We start from the raw sequence: 16,619 nt of genomic DNA, 5'->3' as shown, positions 1-16,619 counted from the left end.
CTCGCCGAGTATTGCACCATGCCGGACCCACAAGCCCGTCTGTACGCCCCTGCCACCGAGCGCAACCGCGCACCCATACTCACGGTTCTGCAAACGGTGCTGCCGGAGGAGGGGACGGTGCTTGAGGTGGCAAGCGGCACTGGTCAGCATGTCGCCTTCTTTGCCGCCCACTTCCCGGCGCTGATCTGGCAGCCCAGCGATCCCGAGCCGCTGCACCTGGAGAGCATCGCCGCCTGGTGCGCAGAAGCCGGTGCCGCCAACATCCTCCCGTCGATTGCCCTTGATGCCGCTGCCAAGCAGTGGCAGGTTCCGCGGGCTGACGCGATAGTCTGCATCAACATGATCCATATCGCTCCCTGGCAGGCGTGTCTCGGGTTAGTGGCCGGGGCGGGAAGGCTGTTGCCCGAGGGCGGTCCCCTGGTGCTCTATGGCCCCTTCAAGCGAGCAGGCGGCCACACCGCACCCAGCAATGAAGCGTTCGACCAGTCGCTGCGTGCTCAGGATCGGACCTGGGGTGTGCGCGATCTCGAAGGGGTGGAGCAGGCGGCGGAGGCACAGGGACTGTTTCTCGAACAGGTGATCCCCATGCCCGCCAACAATTTCTCGTTGATCCTGCGCAAACGGGGATGAGTCCGTTCGCGCGCAAGAATTACGTTACAACGGAGCAAGAACGCTACCCGGCTTCCAAATGGGCATCAAACGAATCGCAGGAGCGGCACTGTTGTTGCTGGGGGTGTTGCTGCTGCCTTTTGTCGTCTATGCGGTCGCCTACAACGATTTTCAGACGGCGTTCACCGCCTGGGTCGTCGCTTTTCCGGCCGCGGTGGGCGGCTTTTATCTACTCAGAAGCACCCGCATGCAGCAAACAGCGCAAGGGCGCTACAGCGACCTCGATATCGCCTTTGCCACAACCCTCAAGCAGAACCAGTGGCGGATTTCAGCCGGCCGCCTGGCCCAGGCAGCCGGGATCGCCGAGGCGGAGGCGAAGCGCTACCTCGATGAAAAGGCGCTTGCCCTCGACGCGCGCTTTGCCACCGACGAGAGCGGCGAAGAGTTTTACGTATTCGAGCGGAAAACAACGCACTGAACGCTCGTTCATCCGATACCGTTCGACTTTCCCGGGCGGGTTACACTTCCTTACATGCGAGCAACTTTATCTGTTGTGTTGGCCGGTACCAGCCTGCTGTTGGGCGCAGCAACCCCTGTTCTGGCCCAGCCCACTGCCCAAAAAGTCGTCTCCAGTCTTTCCTCGAAAGTGAACAATGAATTTTTAAGCGATTTTGCCGTCACCCGCGGCTTCAGCCTGGGGCGGCCGGTTCGGCCGCGCCCGACCCCCGACGGCGATGCGGTGCTTTTTCTGCGCTCGGAGGCCCGCTCGGCGCAATTGAAACTGTACGAATGGGACACCACCAGTGGCAAGATCCGCGAACTACTTACCCCCGCCCAGTTGCTGGGGAGTGACCAGGAGCAATTGAGCCCGGAGGAAAAAGCCCGCCGCGAGCGCCAGCGCGTCAGCACCACCGGCATCACCAGCTTCGAGCTTTCGCCGGACGGCAAGCGGGTGCTGGTGAGCCTTTCGGGGAGGCTGTTCGTCTATGCGCGCCCCGAGGGCCGTGTGCAGGAGTTGGCCACCAGCCCCGGCACCGTGCTGGATCCGAAATTTTCCCCGGACGGCACCCAGGTTTCTTATGTGTTGAACGCCGATATCTATGCGATCGACCTGGCCGCGGGCAAGGAGCGGCAGATCACCAGCGGGGGCAATGGACAGGTCAGTAACGGCCTCGCTGAATTTGTGGCCCAGGAGGAGATGGGACGCTTTTCGGGGTACTGGTGGTCTCCCGACAGCCGCTGGGTTGCTTACGAACAGGCCGATGCGCGCCCGGTCGAGATCTGGCGGCCTGCGGACCCGGCCAGGCCGGAAGCATCCCCCCACGCCCAGCACTACCCCCGCCCGGGCAAGGCCAATGTCGAAGTGCGCCTCGGCGTCGTCGGGGCAGATGGCGGCCGGACCACCTGGGTGGACTGGGATCGGGAGCGCTATCCGTATCTGGCCACCGTCAAATGGGACAAGGGCGGACCGCTGACGCTGGTGGTGCAGGACCGGCTGCAGCAGCAGGAAGCGGTGCTCACAGCCGACACCGATACCGGCAGGACGGCGGTATTGCTCACCGAGAGCGATCCTGCCTGGCTGAACCTCGATCAGCAGACCCCCCGCTGGCTGGGCGACGGGTCGGGATTTTTATGGACAAGCGAGCGGCAGGGAGCGCCCCAACTGGAGTTGCGCGACCGGCAGGGCCAGTTCGTGCGCCTGCTGGTGGCGCCGACCATCGGCTATGTTCCTGAAAAAAGCGACCTGGCCGTCGATGAAACCCGCCGGGAGGTGTATTTTCAGGCAGGAGCAACGCCTACGGCCGTGGGGCTGTGGCGCGTTTCGCTCGATGGGGGTGAGCCGGTGGCCCTCACCGATCGGCCGGGCCAGCACCTGGCGGTCTACGCCCGCAATTTTTCGCTCGTTGCACGCAGTTTCACAGATTCTGGGGCAATGCCCGCCTGGGAGGTGGCCGAGCGCGACGGCCGGCGTCTTGGAACGCTGCCCTCGGTGGCGTTGGAGCCGCCGTTTGTTCCGAAAGTCGAATTGGTGAGAGTCGGGGCGGGGCTGCAAAACCCCGGCTACTACTGCAGCCTGGTGCGCCCCCAGGATTTTGACCCTGCGAAGCGCTACCCGGTGGTCGTCGATGTCTACGGCGGACCCGGCGCCCAAAAAGTCAGCGCCGCCATGGGCGGCTACCTGCGCGCCCAGTGGCTTGCCGACCAGGGCTTTGTGGTCGTCTCCATCGACGGCCGCGGTACCCCCCGCCGGGGCCGCGACTGGGAGCGGGCCATCTACGGCAGTTTCGGCACAATTCCCCTCGACGATCAGGTCAATGCCCTCCACCTTCTGGGCGAGCGCTATGGCGAATTGGATCTGAAGCGCGTCGGGATCACCGGTTGGTCCTTCGGCGGTTATCTGGCGGCCCTCGCGGTGCTGCGGCGGCCGGACGTTTTTAAAGCGGCAGTGGCAGGCGCCCCGGTGGTCGACTGGCTCGACTACGACACCCATTACACCGAGCGCTATCTGGGACTGCCCCAAAAGAACCCCGAGGGTTACCGCGAAAGTTCGCTGCTCACCCACGCCGCCAATCTGGAGCGACCGTTGCTATTGATTCACGGCACCAGCGACGACAACGTTTTTTTCCTGCACACCCTCAAACTCTCCGACGCCCTCTTTCGCGCTGGACGGGAGCACGAGGTCCTGCCCTTGAGCGGCCTGACCCACATGGTGCCGGATCCGGTCGTGCGCGTGCGTCTGGAGGAGCGCACCGCCCGCTTTTTTAGCCGCCATCTGCAGTAGGCCGGCGGGAGCGCTCCGACTGAACGCCGTTGCCGTTCAGCATCCGCACCGCTACATTGGCAGCTGCCTGGTCGATAAACAAGGTCCGCGTGGGATAGGCAAAAGCAATCTGCTCCTGCTCGAAGCGCTTGAAGATGGCCAGGTTGATGGCTTGCTGAGCATCCATAAACAGGGTGTAGTTGGCGCTCAGCACAAAATAGACGATTTCAAAGGTAAGGGCCGAATCGGCAAGTGCCTTGAAGTGAACACGGTCGAAGCGCACCTCCGGCCGGCTCTCGATAATCGCGCGGACGATGGCGGGCACCTGTTCGAGTTTGGCGGCGGGGGTCTGGTAGGTGAGGCCGATCTCAAAACAGACCCGCCTCTCGCTGAGGGTCTTGAAGTTGCGAATCGGATTTTTGACCAGATCGCCGTTGGCAAAGATCAATTGTTCTCCGGAGATGCTGCGCACCCGGGTGGTCTTCAAACCGATGTATTCGACGGTGCCCATCAGCTCGCCGACGATGATGAAGTCGCCCACTTCAAAGGGCTTGTCGAGCACGATCGACAGCGAGGCGAACAGATCGCCAAGAATGTTCTGCACCGCGAGGCCGACGGCGATGCCGCCGATGCCGAGGCTTGCCACCAACGCCGTGATGTCGAAGCCGAGGTTGGCCAGGGCCACCAACAGCAGCACCGACCAGAGCAACAGCCGGGCCAGAAAGCTCAAAATGCCGAGGGTGGCGGCTCCCTGTCCGGCCCCGCGCGACTGGCGATAATTCTCAAACCAGTGGCCAAACAGGGCGTTTCCCCACAACCCCACCTGCAGCAGGGCCACGATCGTCACGGCTCCATCGAGCACCCGTACCTGACCTGCAGGCAACGCCAGCACCTGCGCCCCAAAATACAGCGCCACCGCGGCCAGAAACAGCGGCTGGGTCACTTCGAGCAGCCGGCCCGTCAATTTTCCCCACCCATCGGGCAAAGCTTCAACGCGCCGTCCGATCAAGTAGCGCAACGTCTGCAGCAGCCCATAGACACCAACGGCCACCGCCACCGCCACCAGCCAGGCAAGCAGCGTCTGGCCCAAAATTGGAAAATCAAAAATTTCGTTCAATGTCATCCGGATGTCTCCTGAAAAGTCGGCCGATTGCTTGCGCAATGAATCCGGTCAGCCCGCGGCGGACTTCCAACATCCCCCGGACCCGTCGTCGCCCCCCGTCCGGAAGGCCAAAAACATAAAAATCATAGAATGCATTTCGCATCAACGCTCTCCGCCCTGCGGAGGAAATCCGTCAGAATAAGGTGATCCCGTTACCAAAAAGTGCTGCGATGTCCTCATCCGCCCCCACTTTGCCGGTGAGTTTCGGCGATATCCAGGCGGCTGCTGACCGTTTGAGGGGAGTCGCTCACCGCACGCCGGTTCTGACTTCGCGTACGGTGGACGACCTGACTGGAGCGCAGGTCTTCTTCAAGTGCGAAAATTTCCAACGCATGGGGGCGTTCAAGTTCCGGGGAGCCTACAATGCCCTCTCGCAACTGGACAAAGCGCAAAGGCGGCGCGGGGTGCTCGCCTACTCCTCCGGCAACCACGCCCAGGCGATTGCCCTGGCGGGACAAATCCTGGAGATTCCAACGACGATCGTGATGCCCAGCGACGCTCCGGCGGTCAAGCGGCGTGCCACCGAAGGTTACGGCGGCGAGGTGATCCTTTACGAGCGGTCTGAAACCACCCGCGAAGCCCTCGCCGACCAACTGGCGCGCGAACGGGGACTGGCGGTGATCCCGCCCTTTGACCACCCCCAGGTGGTAGCAGGGCAGGGAACCGCCGGATTGGAACTTTTCGAGCAGGTGGGGGCGCTCGATGTGCTCGTCGTCTGCTGCGGCGGGGGCGGCTTGCTCTCAGGATGCGCCATCGCCGCGGCGGCCGTGAGCCCCGGTTGTCAGGTAGTCGGGGTCGAACCCGCGCAGGCGGACGATGCGATGCGCTCGTTTTATACGGGCGTCCTGCACACAGTCCACAACCCCGCCACGATCGCCGATGGGGCGCGCACTCCATCGCTGGGAGCCGTCACCTTTCCACTGGTGCGCCACTACGTTCATCAGATGGTGACCGTGGAGGAGGAAGCGATCGTGCGGGCGATGCTGTTTTTGTGGGAGCGGCTCAAGATCGTCGTGGAGCCCACCGGTGCCCTTGGGGCGGCAGCCCTTTTCGAAGGCCGGGTGCAGGCAGCGGACAGGCGCGTTGGAGTCATTATTAGCGGTGGCAACGTCGATTTGCAGCTTCTCCATGAATTCATACGCGATATCGATAAGGGGTACAGTTAAGTCTCAACAATATTTACTCTCCACCTGAAAAATAAGTGAGTCTGTCAGCCAAGTCGTTGTAAAGCTGATCGAAGGTTAAGCAGATGACTCTTTTTGAGTTAACTACAGTGTTAGTGCTTCTCCATTTCAATCTTCTCTGCTCTCTGACTTCCATATTCATGCTTCGACCTACAATTAATAATCCAATGTAATCGATCATTCTGCTGCCAAATAGATTCTCGTAGTCAGGAGTATTTTTTAGTTCGTCCAACTTACAAAACCAGTCGACGATTTGGCTGAATCCACGTTCTAACCTTCGCGACCACTCGGGAGTACTCCTGCCTCTTACAGAAAAGATACTGTTTGAATTAGCATCTTCAAATTCAACAAAACAATACGTATGTCTTGTAGAATCGCCGATTGCGATGTCACAACAAAAATCACCAAATAGATTTAATCTGAATGCGAGACGATCGATCTTAGCAATGTCGGGATGATACTTACCAATAAATGACGACAAGTCTGGGCTTTGCTCGAAGAAAGGCTGAATATGATCTCGCTCTGAGAGGAATGGACCGTTCTCTAACAACCTTCTAAACTCAAATAGCTGGGAGCGACAATTCTGAATATTGAAATCAAAATTTGAGAACACCTTCGTGCTCGACATTACTTCTTCGCAAGCATGTAAGACATTTTCTCGCTAATAATATCCAGAATTGTAACCGTACTCTTGTCTGCGACAGAAAATAATATTGCGTAGTGATTGGGAGTAGGAAGTAAATAGCGTCTTTCTTCTCCTTTCAACTCTCTAATGTCCTTTCTAGCAAATATTTGACTCAAGGGTTGATTTTGAATGAGTCGAATAAGCCAAAGGATTTGCTGTGCATCTGATTCTGAAACAGCAAGCAAAGCTATTTCTACGCGTTCTAAGAGAACAATTTGATTTCGCGAGTTACTCGTAAAACCAGTCGCTTCCTCAAGCATTTGTTGCATAGAGCCTCTCGGAACCGGAAACTCTTGAATTCCTAGTGCAATAAACTCTCTGACAAAGCTGCTAACAATTTTAGGGTTGCCCGTTCTACGTTTTTTGGCTCCTTCAGGCATTAATTCAGCTATTAAAGCAACACTATCTATTGACATCGAGCAGGTGCTGTCATCAACTTGCCAAACACGGACTCTTAGTTTTTGTCCGAGCGATAGAAAACCTTTGCCAACAATACCCTCAATAGTTGTTAATGATTCACGGGTTTCCAGCTCAGGCAGTTCAATTCCTCGTTCTGCGAAAAGTTTCAAGCAAACTTTGACTATATTGTCCTTTGTGGTTTTCAGTTCTAATTCGACTTGTGTACCACGTTCTGTTATCACAGAAAAATAACTGTATGAAAGAGCAGATGCTTGAAAAGTACAAGCAGCAAAAAAAATCAAGAAAATGCCTGCTTTTGGATCCGTATAAAGATTGAACCAGACCCATAGGCACAGACCTCCAATTACAAACATGAACAAAGCTGAAAAAGCTAAAACTTTGGTCGCGAACCAAAGGCCAAGCTCTTCTCGAAAATCAGGTCTACCTATTGGAGGTTGGCGATACTTTTTCACAAAAAGCGGCCATTCATTAGAAATATCTAACCTCTCATCCTGTTGTCGAAACATACGGATAAATTCTTGTGGTCTTAAGAGAAAGTTGAGCTGGAAGCTTGGCTGTGCCCTCAACCACCTGGAAGCTTCGTTGAACAAATAAAGAGTAAATGCAGTTAAAATACTGCCAAGTACGCTCTTGAATATTGAGGGCAACCCTCCTGCAAGCCAATCAGTTAAGTTCATATCTCAGCAAGTTTGATTCTAGTTCCTTAGTTAGGATCTTGGCTTGTAGAACCGATGAAGCCAAACGATCTATGCCCACCATTATACGCACGCTTGTAAGCAACATAATTACTTGTAGACTAATTTTCGGCCTAGAAGTGCAATGGCCCTAGCTTTAACGAAAGGCCTCAAAACGACGAGCCCGGCTGCTGGAGAAAAGCGATCTCCTCCGGGGTCGAGGGGCGAGCGAGGATCGCATTGCGGTGCGGGAAGCGGCCGAAGCGGACAATCACGTCCCGGTGCCTGCGGGCGTAGTCGATCGGGATTTCCATGCCGGGTTCGGCCGCCAGACGCTCGAACAACTCCACGCAGCGCTCTTGGTGGGCAAGATTTTCGCTGTGCTCAAAGGGCGAATAGACGAACATCCGCTGCACCGGGATGAGCACCTGATCGAGTTCGCGCGCCACCAGCGATTCGGCGACGGCGAGGGCCTTGGGGTCGGTGGCGAAGCTTTGTGGAGTGTTGCGAAAGAGGTTGCGCGGGAACTGGTCGAGCAGCAAAATCAGCGCCAGGCCGCTGTAGGGCATCTGCCGCCATTCGTCGTAAGTTCCCCCTGCCGCCTGCTCGTAGTCCTCCGCAAAGCGTCCGCGGATCTGCTCATCGAAACTTTCATCCTGGGTAAACCACTCCCAGCGAAACTGGCCGTACTCGGGGTGTTCCGGCTCGCAGAACCAAAAGTCGACAATATCGACCGCCTTGTTGATTCGGTGCACTTATCCCTCCTCGCATTCGGCCTCTGCCTGCGGTACCAGCGGCTCCTCCGGCGGTGCCTCCAGGGCAATTGCTCCCAACTGACCGCGGCGAAAATCGCCCAATAGCGCCTCGGCGGCACGGTCGAGATTGCCATGGTACTTGTGCCGGGCTACCTGTTCGAGCCACTCCTCGGCGGTGACGGCGAGCGGGTCGGCCCCGAAGCGCTCGGCGAGCCGTCGCGGCACCAGCGGGGTGAGCAACTCAGCCGCGAGGGTTGCCACCCGAGAAGTGGTGTAGGCCGCCTGGCCGATGTCGTCGCAGATGGCGAGTTTGGCCGCCGCGCGCTGATCGTTCAGGCGCGGCGGCAAAATGCCGGGGCTATCGAGTAAATCGATCACATCGGCAATGCGTACCCAGCGCAGGGCACGGGTCACCCCGGGTTTGGCGGCACTTTCGACGGCCCGCTTGCCCACCAGCCGGTTGATCAAGGCCGACTTGCCGACATTTGGAAAACCGATCACCGCCACGCGCACCGCCCGGGGTCGCATCCCCCGCCCGGCACGGCGCTGGTTGACGGCCACGGCCCCCTGCTGGGCGGCTTTGAGCACGGCGCGCACCCCGTCGCCGTTTTGGGCGTTGGTCGGGTAGGCCGCTTCGCCCCGGGCGGCGAACCACTTCAGCCAGCTGCGAAGCATCCCCTGCGGGATCATATCGGCGCGGTTGAGCACCACCAGGCGCGGGCGCTCACCGGCCAGTTTCTGGATCTCGTCGTGGCGTGAGGAATGGGCAATGCGCGCATCGAGCACCTCCAGCACCAGGTCCACCTGCTTGAGCTGCTCGGCAAGCTGGCGGCGAGCCTTGGCGATATGGCCCGGGTACCACTGGATGAGATTGGAGTATTCGCTTTCCATGCCGCCCAAAAGCCTGAACAAGCCCACCATAGCGCTTTGTGAAACCAGTCGAACCAGTCTGCGTGTTGAATGGGTGATGAACTGCTTTGCATAACTCTAATGAAGATTGATCTATACACAAAGGCTGTCCTAACTGTAGCGGCTTGCAATCATCGGAGGCCGGACCTGCAATCAGCGCCCTCGTGGGCCAGGATTAGATACCGTGGTGGCTGTCAAGGGTCTGGACAGTCTTCTCCTCTCTGGACTTGCTGTAAATTTCCACAGCAAAGTTGTCCGGCTACCGCCGGACGCGCGCTGCGTGTGCCCTCATGGGCACCAAAAACTTGCTTCTAGGAAAGGCAATTCCTTTTGCCACTCAGGCGGTGCTGCTCCCGTAATTCGGATCGAAAGGCCTTTGCGAGTTCAACACCCCGTACATCGAGTGGACCATTTTGCGCATCACCGCCACCAGGGCGGCCATTTTGCTCTTGCCCCGCTCCAGCAGCCGCTTCCATACCCTCTCCAACACGCCATTGCACCGCAAGGCCGACATCGCCGGCATGTAGGGGTCAGGGTAAAGAAGCTGCAGCCAGAAGTCGCCGGTTATTGCTCTCCTCAGTCAAAATCTCCAGAATGCTTTCTTGGAGGGACTTGTAGCGCTTTGGGCGTGAGACGCAGAATAATACCTTCTGCAAGAGATTCCTGAGAATTTCCTAGTATTTGTAAAAGCAAGGGTGCTCAAGGTCAAAACATTAGCAGAGCCTGGAATCCTCTGCTGGCAATGCTTTTGAGAAAAAACTTGTGACAGTAGTAATACCCCACGACTTCTGGTTGCAGCTTCTCTGCCCTGACCCCAGCTACTGGCGTCCGGCCGCAAAATCTTCGTATGTACCGAGCGACAAACTTTCGACCCTCCAGCCGTCCTCGGTCAACCGAAGCTCGGCCTCGCCGCCGTCATTGTCCTGTCCCCAGTTTTTCTGGCCGTACTGCTTGTCATCGGAGGGTGCCAATTCGAGAATCTTTTGGCCAATTTCGTTGGGAACCCAGTCGTAGCGAAAGCTCACCTCGGCAAGGTTTTCAGACTTTTTCACCGCGTTCACCTTGTCCACCCTGGCGGTGGCCATCGGGATATTCCAGCTTCGATCCCCCAAGTAGGGATCGGGCGTTCCGCCCATGCTGGCCACGGCCGCCATGCCCAATCGACTCATGTAATCCATGCGGTTGGGATCTTCCACCCACGCGCCTGCCTTCGCCGCTTGCAAACCCTTGGGCGTCAGTTGGATAAACACCCCGCGCTTGGGAACATCCACTTTTTGGGCCAACCCCATTTCCACCAGGGCCTCATCCACCGCCGTCATACCCGCTGCAGAAAGCTTCAACTGCTCGATAAACAACGCTGAAGCCGAACGGGTTGCGAACTGCTCAGAACTGCCCAGCACCAGGGCGGCTTTGTCGGCACTCAATTCGTTGGGGCCGGCACAGGTCACCAGCATCCCGGCCAGAATCGGCATTGTAAACCGTTTGAAATGTTCTGCGACCATGCGATTTGCACCCGTATTGTTGCAATCAAGCATACACGTGCGGGTTATAAAGTTAGGCCAAGAAACAAAATTTTTATTGTCAATGAGTACAAATGTCTATGTTTTGGGTCGTTTGGCTCGCTAACTAAGTGAACCTTCACACTCAAGGTGGCGCGACTCTTTCTCGAATACAAAGTCGGCGGCACGTCATCCAATCCTTTGCCAGAGCAGGCTTTCGCGTATTTTTTCCCAATCACACGTCTTGATCTTGCCGGATCTGCAGCCGATGCCGGATGGTTGGCGATGTCGAGTTGTATTGTTCACCTGGCTATAGCTATGATGTCCATAGAGGTCCGAGAATCACACACACTCAAAGGCGTGCGTCTTCGGATACAGGTGTCGGCCTGGAATGACCGGCAAAGGGGGTTGATTGTGAACGGGATGGATATGCAGCGTCTTGCAGCACTCCTCCATATGCACTACGGCCTGGGCCGCATCTTGTCTCCTTGGGCAACCCTGGCGGTTGTGGCCGTACTTTTTGTCGTGGTCACGATCAACTCCGCCGTCTCCTCGGTTTTTTCCTTGTTCCAGCCGCCGCTGACGCCGGCGCAGCAGGCGGAGAAATTGGTAAAGATCGGAATCGGTCACTTTGCCGACAACGAGTTTAAAGAAGCTCTTGTCGCCCTTGATCGGGCCAGTGCCACCGATCCGTCATCCACCGATCCTTATCTTTGGCGGGGTACGGTGTACAAAGCCCAGGGCCGCAAATCCTTAGCCCGCAGCGAGTACATCAAGATGCGAAACATGTATCTGGCAGCAGGCAAAACCGACGAGGCCGACTACATCCAGGAGTTCTACATTGACAGGTAAACGGCTGGGGAACCTCCTTGCTTGCCCGGATGCTGCGGCCGTCGACAGATATTGGGAGATCCAAACTTCTAAATGCCTGTCGTAGAGTAAAGCAGTCTGCTCGACCCCGCGAAAATGCAACGAGCATTATGGATGTTGTTACCCCTTGCTCTGGGCTGGGGGCTTTCGGGCACCGCTGCGGGAGCTTTGACACTGCGGGTTGCGATCGGTTCGCCCAGCCGAACCAAATCAATCACCGTCACTCACCCAGCAAAGTTGGTCACCCGCATCGGCAAAATCCACGAGCTAGCCCCTGGCAGGTGGTTCACCCTGGACACCACCCACGCAGGCACGGTGGAGTTATCGAAGGACGCCTACATCCTCGTCGGTGAGCGCTGGTACCCAGGTGTCGTGGAATTTCACCCGGTGGGCGACAAGCTGCTCGCCATCAACCTGGTGGAACTGGAGACGTACCTGTAAGAACCAGCAATAGCAGAGGCCCAAACCTGCAATAAGGCGCTTCTCGACCAGGATTAGATGCAACTGGGCCTGCAATCGTCCCGGCAGGCCAGCATTATCTGCAGCGGGGAGCCGTCCTCGACGGGGGGACGGTAGCAGAGGAACCGTAACTGCATTTCAGCCGGGCGGACGGCAGTAGCTACAGAACCGATGCCGACCCGAAGTGGAAGATCTGACCCTTCGACCGGCCCCTCAGATTTCAAGAGCTGTGAGATGGTTCCTCTGCACTTGCGACACGGTCGAGGTTGGCGATCAGCCGGGTGAGCAGGACAACAAGCTGGGTGGCTTCCTCATCCGTGAAGCCGTTCAATGCGTCGCGGTTGCCCTGGAACAGCACCGCGCAGGCGTCCGGCAGGCGAGTTCGTGCAGTCTCCGTCAACGAGATTCGGCTGCTGCGCCCGTCGGCCGGGTCGGGCATCCGGCAGATCAGTCCGTCCCGCTCCATGCGGGCCAGCATCTGCGCCATTGAGGGCTGCTCGATCCGAGCGAACCGGGCTAGATCCCGCTGCGAAGCGGCCTGCCCGTCCTGAAGCGCGACCAGCACCGGCAGCTGGCCGACACCGAATCCCAACGGCTTGAGACGTGCCTCGCTCAGACGTGCGAACCCACGCGCCGCCAGGCTGATCAGGTGCCCTGGTGTCGAAAGCACCCCCGACATTGACTCACCCGCTTGCATAGGTGCCTATCTTGTTATATAGTTACCTATGTATAGCACGAGCTGCGGTATGCAGTCGCCCCTGCGTTCTCGTCGAGCAGGCTGGTCTGACCGGTCTGCCGTCGCGAGCATTCTGCACGACCACATCCGGCCAGTGGCCGTGTTCAAAACCCACGCGCCCCACGTCATATCGACAGGAGGAAACCTCAATGGACGCAGACATAGACGTTCTCAAACGCCTGTATGACCGCTTCAACGCGAGAGACATCGACGGCGTCCTTGCCGCGCTCGCCGACGACGTCACCTGGGCCAACGGAATGGAAGGCGGCCACGTTCACGGCCGCGAGGCCGTTCGGGAATACTGGACACGCCAGTTGGCCATCGTCAGTACGCACGTCGAGCCGGTGAGCTTCGACAAGGCTGCGGACGGGTCGGTTGTCGTGAAGGTCCAACAGTCCGTCCGCGATCTCGAAGGCAGGCCACTGCAGGATCAAACGCACGGGCTGCAGGACAAAGTGGTCGGGCACGTGTTCCGCTTTCAGGAGGGCAAGCTCACCCGCTTCGACATTCAAGACGCCTCCTAGTGCAGCAAGGCTGAGTTGAGGGGGTAGTTTAGTAGAGGCCGTTTGATACGTACCCATGCCTGGACCTGAGCTTGCCCGGCTTTAGTGGACAGTGGGCTGGTGAACGGCTGTCTTGCTCAGCTTGACCTCCTTACAGTAGTGGCGTTCGTATTCGTCTGGGCTCCTGTACCCCAACGCCGAGTGCCGACGTTGCCGGTTGTAAAATACCTCCAGCCACTCGGCCACCGTCGTGCGCATCTGCCGGCGGTCCAAAGGACCCAACCGATACACCAACTCGACTTTGAGGGTGCCGAAGAAGCTTTCGGCCACCGCATTGTCCAGGCAGGTGCCGCTACGGCTCATGCTGCAGGTGATACCCGCCGCTGAGAGCGCCTGCTGGTAGGCCCAACTGGCGTATTGGCTGCCGCGGTCCGAATGGAACAACAGCCCCGAAGACGCCGGGACGCGCTTGGCGAGGGCGGCCTGCAGGGCCGTCAGCACCAATTCAGTGCGCAAGTGCGTCGCCATCGACCAACCGACCACCCGCCGGGAAAACAAGTCCATCACCACCGCCAGATACAGCCAACCTTCGCAGGTGGGCAGGTAAGTGATATCCGCCACCCATTTGCTGTCCGCTTCGCAAGCACCGAACTGCCGGGCAAGCAGGTTGTCCGCGACAGGGTACCCATGGCGGCTGTCGGTGGTCCGTGGATAGCGGCGCTTGCGCACCCGAGCCACCAAACCCGCCCGACGCATCAGTCTGGCAACGCGATGCCGACCGGCTGCAATCCCCTGCGCGCGCAGCGTGGCGTGCACGCGCGGGCTGCCGTAAGTCGCCCGGGAGGCAGTGAAGACTTCCTCGATGCACTCAGCAAGTTTCTGGTTGTGCAACTGACGCTTTGAGGGCACACGCCGCCGCCAGGCATAGTAGCCCGAACGCGACACCTGCAGCACCCTAGCCATCAACGCTACCGGATAATCGTCTTTGTGTGCTTCCATCGCCCGGTAGCGTTCTACGAGTGGTCTTTGGCGAAGAAAGCAGCCGCTTTTTTTAGAAAGTCACGCTCCAGTTGCAGTTGTTTGTTTTCTCGACGCAGGCGGGTCAACTCCCGACGTTCGTCGCTACCGAGGGGAGCGTCGGGGTCGTTGGCGTGCTTGTGCTCGGCGCGGGCCTGCCGTCGCCAGCGGCTGAGGGTGGTTTGGGAGATGCCGAGGTCACGGGCGACCTGGTAGGTGGACTTGCCGGATTGCTCGCTAATGCGGACGGCTTCGGCGCGTTGTTCGGGTGTGTATTGTGGTTGTGGTTTTGCGGTCATGGACTCCTCCTTAGCTATTGAGTCTACAGGGAGTGTCCACATAACCCGGGCAAGCTCAACCTCAACCACCTGCCCTCGTGCTCAGTGATGAACAACGCGCCCTGCTTGAAAAACTGGTTGCCCGTCACGGTACCTTCCAGCAACTTGCCCAGCGCTCCCGCCTCATCCTTGCCGCCGATTCAGGACTCAACAGTTGCTGGTGCGGCTTGCGGCTTTGTTGGAAGAGCAGCCCGTAGCCCTGGGGAGCAAGGGCAAGTGCGGCATCCTGTAGTCGATGGCCACTCGTGCAGAGTATCTGCGCAACCCCAGTCACCGGTTGGTGTTCCACTACACGCCCAAACACGCCTCGTGGATGAATCAGGTGGAGATATGGCTTTCTATCTTGGCGCGCAAGGTGTTTAAGCGCGGTTCGTTCCAGTCGGTCGAGCAGTTGCGCGAGAAGGTGTGGTCGTTTATTGAGTACTACAACGCGCAATGGGCGAGGCCATTTAAGTGGACCTATCAGGGCAAGCCACTGGAGGCATGAACTACTCGCTTAGCTCAGCCCTGCTGCACTAGGATCAGCCCACCGACGATCCCGCTTCGGGTGGTTCGGTGCCGAACCCGGCTCGTAGAGCCAAAACTCCCTGCTCCAGTACGTTTCGCCACAGAAGCCACAACCCGGCGGCGTAGACGGTGCTCACCGCCACACCGACCAGGGCGAGGCGGGGCAGATCCGGCAGCGACAGCAGCCGTGTGAGGGCGAAACCGGCCAGTGTGGCCAGCGTCCCGGCCACCGCGAGCGGCCAGAGTTCCCGCAGAAAGTTGATGCGAAAATCGCGGGCGGCCATCGCCATCAAGGCCAGGCTGGCGATGTGCACGGCGAGGCTTGCCGCCACGAAGCCCATTGGACCTATCGCCGGTACGGCAAGCCAGGTACCCAGCCACAGAAGCCCCAGCCAGCCGCAGTTGAGCGCGAAGTTGACCTGGGGGCGGCCCTGGGCCTGATACGCCTGAATCAGCGCAAAGACCGGCGCGAAGGCGAGGGAGGTGGGCAGCAATCCGTAGAAGTAAGGCAAGGCCGGTTGCCACTGGCTGCCCAGCACCGAGCGCACCAGCGGCTCGGCCAGCACGGCGAGCAGCGCGCATAGCCAGACGACTACCAGGCAATTGGCCTGCACCGAGCGCACCACCCACCGGCGCAACTGCTCAGGCTCGTCGCGTACGCGGCTCAGCAGCGGAAAAAACAACCGATCCAGGCTGAGGGGCAGCACCAGCGGCAGTAGCGCCACGGTCAGAGCCCACTTGAGATAGCCGACGGTCCGGGGAGCGAAGACCAGCGCCAACAGCAGCGGCAGCGTCGATTCTTTGAGCAGCGTGAGCAGGTTGCCCGCCTGGTAGGCAAGCCCCAATCGCCAGCTGAAGTGCACCTGCCACGGCCAGCACCAGCCGATCGGCCAGCGGCACAGGGCGTTTGCCACCAGCGCACCTGTGGCGAAGCGGGCCACCACACCCCAGGCGATTGCCCAACTGCCCCACCCGGCGATCGCTCCCCCCAGGGCCACCGCCACGAAGGCCACCGATTCGCTCACTTCGATGAGGGCAAAGCGATCGAGGGCGAGCCGCTGCTGCAGCAGCACCGCCGGAACGGCGCGAAAGGGGACCAGCAATAGTCCCCAACCCACCAGGGTGAGCACCCCCGCGTAGGGCGCGGGCCAGCCAAAATTGGCGACCGCCCACGGATCGGCCAGGGTCAAAGCGAGGGCCACCGCCAGACTCACCAGGCACTGCAGCGACCACAGACCCCGCTGTTGAGCGCGCGCGAGCGGCTCGGAGCAGCGGATGAGCGTTGCCCCCAGCCCCAAGTCCGCCACCAGCGCGTACCAATCGCGCAGGATCGCGATGACCGCGTAGAGCGCCAGATCCTCCGGCTGCAAAAAGCGCAACAGCGCCAGACCACCTACCAGCGTCAGAGCCTGGGTGACAATCTGGCGAACCACCAGCGCCACCCCACCGCGGGCCGCCTGCCTACTGAGACCTTGCGCCTGCGCCGCATCTTTCTCCACAGGCACAAAGATAACGCGAAAGCACAGTCTCT

At 59.2% G+C, this 16,619-nt stretch carries 18 protein-coding genes; 8 read left to right on the top strand and 10 right to left on the bottom strand.

Annotated elements, in window-relative coordinates; genetic code table 11:
* Nucleotides 1-18: 18 nt before the first annotated feature.
* The 3 genes from GLL_RS19955 to GLL_RS19945 are packed head-to-tail and all read left to right on the top strand — an operon-like array spanning nucleotide 19 to nucleotide 3,391.
* On the top strand, nucleotides 19-630 hold the full coding sequence (locus tag GLL_RS19955) for a DUF938 domain-containing protein (protein WP_011143861.1): 612 nt from the start codon (nucleotides 19-21) through the stop codon (nucleotides 628-630).
* A gap of 58 nt (nucleotides 631-688) precedes the next feature.
* Nucleotides 689-1,087 (top strand): hypothetical protein, encoded by a 399-nt coding sequence (locus tag GLL_RS19950; RefSeq protein ID WP_011143860.1) that lies wholly within the window; start codon nucleotides 689-691, stop codon nucleotides 1,085-1,087.
* A 54-nt stretch (nucleotides 1,088-1,141) separates the two neighbouring features.
* A complete protein-coding gene (locus tag GLL_RS19945) occupies nucleotides 1,142-3,391 on the top strand; it encodes a S9 family peptidase (RefSeq protein WP_011143859.1) in 2,250 nt (749 codons plus the stop codon).
* On the opposite strand, the gene GLL_RS19940 is transcribed toward GLL_RS19945, so the two are convergent.
* The gene (locus GLL_RS19940; RefSeq protein WP_011143858.1) at nucleotides 3,372-4,493 is read right to left on the bottom strand and encodes a mechanosensitive ion channel family protein; all 1,122 of its coding nucleotides are present in this window, start codon (nucleotides 4,491-4,493) and stop codon (nucleotides 3,372-3,374) included. The two genes, GLL_RS19945 and GLL_RS19940, sit on opposite strands and share 20 nt — an antisense overlap.
* 209 nt (nucleotides 4,494-4,702) lie before the next feature.
* Between GLL_RS19940 and GLL_RS19935 the strand changes: the two genes are divergently transcribed.
* Nucleotides 4,703-5,698 carry a threo-3-hydroxy-L-aspartate ammonia-lyase gene (locus GLL_RS19935; protein ID WP_011143857.1) on the top strand — a complete coding sequence of 332 codons (996 nt, stop codon included), beginning with the start codon at nucleotides 4,703-4,705 and terminating at the stop codon, nucleotides 5,696-5,698.
* Nucleotides 5,699-5,711: 13 nt separating this feature from the next.
* On the opposite strand, the gene GLL_RS19930 is transcribed toward GLL_RS19935, so the two are convergent.
* From GLL_RS19930 to GLL_RS19905, 6 genes are all read right to left on the bottom strand, one after another.
* On the bottom strand, nucleotides 5,712-6,344 hold the full coding sequence (locus tag GLL_RS19930) for a Shedu immune nuclease family protein (protein ID WP_164929396.1): 633 nt from the start codon (nucleotides 6,342-6,344) through the stop codon (nucleotides 5,712-5,714).
* The gene (locus GLL_RS19925; protein WP_011143856.1) at nucleotides 6,344-7,498 is read right to left on the bottom strand and encodes a hypothetical protein; all 1,155 of its coding nucleotides are present in this window, start codon (nucleotides 7,496-7,498) and stop codon (nucleotides 6,344-6,346) included. Before GLL_RS19925 ends, GLL_RS19930 begins: the two co-directional genes overlap by 1 nt.
* A 167-nt stretch (nucleotides 7,499-7,665) precedes the next feature.
* Complete coding sequence (locus GLL_RS19920) at nucleotides 7,666-8,250, bottom strand: DUF924 family protein (RefSeq protein ID WP_011143855.1); 585 nt, start codon at nucleotides 8,248-8,250, stop codon at nucleotides 7,666-7,668.
* A complete protein-coding gene (gene ylqF, locus GLL_RS19915; protein ID WP_011143854.1) occupies nucleotides 8,251-9,141 on the bottom strand; it encodes a ribosome biogenesis GTPase YlqF in 891 nt (296 codons plus the stop codon).
* A gap of 355 nt (nucleotides 9,142-9,496) precedes the next feature.
* Entirely contained in the window at nucleotides 9,497-9,649 is a 153-nt protein-coding gene (locus GLL_RS19910; protein ID WP_164929395.1) for a hypothetical protein, read from the bottom strand.
* 328 nt (nucleotides 9,650-9,977) lie between these two features.
* Nucleotides 9,978-10,661 (bottom strand): hypothetical protein, encoded by a 684-nt coding sequence (locus GLL_RS19905; RefSeq protein WP_164929394.1) that lies wholly within the window; start codon nucleotides 10,659-10,661, stop codon nucleotides 9,978-9,980.
* Between the two features lie 147 nt (nucleotides 10,662-10,808).
* Between GLL_RS19905 and GLL_RS19900 the strand changes: the two genes are divergently transcribed.
* Both GLL_RS19900 and GLL_RS19895 read left to right on the top strand, forming a co-directional pair.
* The gene (locus tag GLL_RS19900; protein WP_011143851.1) at nucleotides 10,809-11,510 is read left to right on the top strand and encodes a hypothetical protein; all 702 of its coding nucleotides are present in this window, start codon (nucleotides 10,809-10,811) and stop codon (nucleotides 11,508-11,510) included.
* A gap of 132 nt (nucleotides 11,511-11,642) precedes the next feature.
* Nucleotides 11,643-11,969 carry a hypothetical protein gene (locus GLL_RS19895; protein ID WP_164929393.1) on the top strand — a complete coding sequence of 109 codons (327 nt, stop codon included), beginning with the start codon at nucleotides 11,643-11,645 and terminating at the stop codon, nucleotides 11,967-11,969.
* Between the two features lie 238 nt (nucleotides 11,970-12,207).
* Here GLL_RS19895 and GLL_RS19890 read toward each other — a convergent pair whose 3' ends face one another.
* Nucleotides 12,208-12,684 carry a MarR family winged helix-turn-helix transcriptional regulator gene (locus GLL_RS19890; RefSeq protein WP_011143849.1) on the bottom strand — a complete coding sequence of 159 codons (477 nt, stop codon included), beginning with the start codon at nucleotides 12,682-12,684 and terminating at the stop codon, nucleotides 12,208-12,210.
* Between the two features lie 188 nt (nucleotides 12,685-12,872).
* Between GLL_RS19890 and GLL_RS19885 the strand changes: the two genes are divergently transcribed.
* The gene (locus GLL_RS19885; protein WP_011143848.1) at nucleotides 12,873-13,247 is read left to right on the top strand and encodes a nuclear transport factor 2 family protein; all 375 of its coding nucleotides are present in this window, start codon (nucleotides 12,873-12,875) and stop codon (nucleotides 13,245-13,247) included.
* A gap of 81 nt (nucleotides 13,248-13,328) precedes the next feature.
* Here GLL_RS19885 and GLL_RS19880 read toward each other — a convergent pair.
* Nucleotides 13,329-14,542, bottom strand: a protein-coding gene (locus tag GLL_RS19880; RefSeq protein ID WP_164929392.1) for an IS3-like element ISGvi5 family transposase whose coding sequence is annotated in 2 segments (ribosomal slippage) — nucleotides 13,329-14,281 and nucleotides 14,281-14,542 — 1,215 coding nt in all. Because the reading frame shifts where the segments join, the coding sequence is not laid out codon by codon here.
* A 274-nt stretch (nucleotides 14,543-14,816) separates the two neighbouring features.
* On the opposite strand from GLL_RS19880, the gene GLL_RS19875 reads away from it, so the two are divergent.
* A complete protein-coding gene (locus tag GLL_RS19875; RefSeq protein ID WP_011143844.1) occupies nucleotides 14,817-15,068 on the top strand; it encodes a transposase in 252 nt (83 codons plus the stop codon).
* 34 nt (nucleotides 15,069-15,102) lie between these two features.
* On the opposite strand, the gene GLL_RS19870 is transcribed toward GLL_RS19875, so the two are convergent.
* On the bottom strand, nucleotides 15,103-16,587 hold the full coding sequence (locus GLL_RS19870) for an oligosaccharide flippase family protein (RefSeq protein ID WP_164929391.1): 1,485 nt from the start codon (nucleotides 16,585-16,587) through the stop codon (nucleotides 15,103-15,105).
* Nucleotides 16,588-16,619 lie beyond the last annotated feature (32 nt).

Origin of the sequence: Gloeobacter violaceus PCC 7421, assembly GCF_000011385.1 — a bacterium.
Classification (GTDB): Bacteria; Cyanobacteriota; Cyanobacteriia; order Gloeobacterales; family Gloeobacteraceae; genus Gloeobacter; species Gloeobacter violaceus.
The sequence above is the reverse complement of the archived record's forward strand: the minus strand, read 5'-3'. Positions and strand labels throughout refer to the sequence as shown.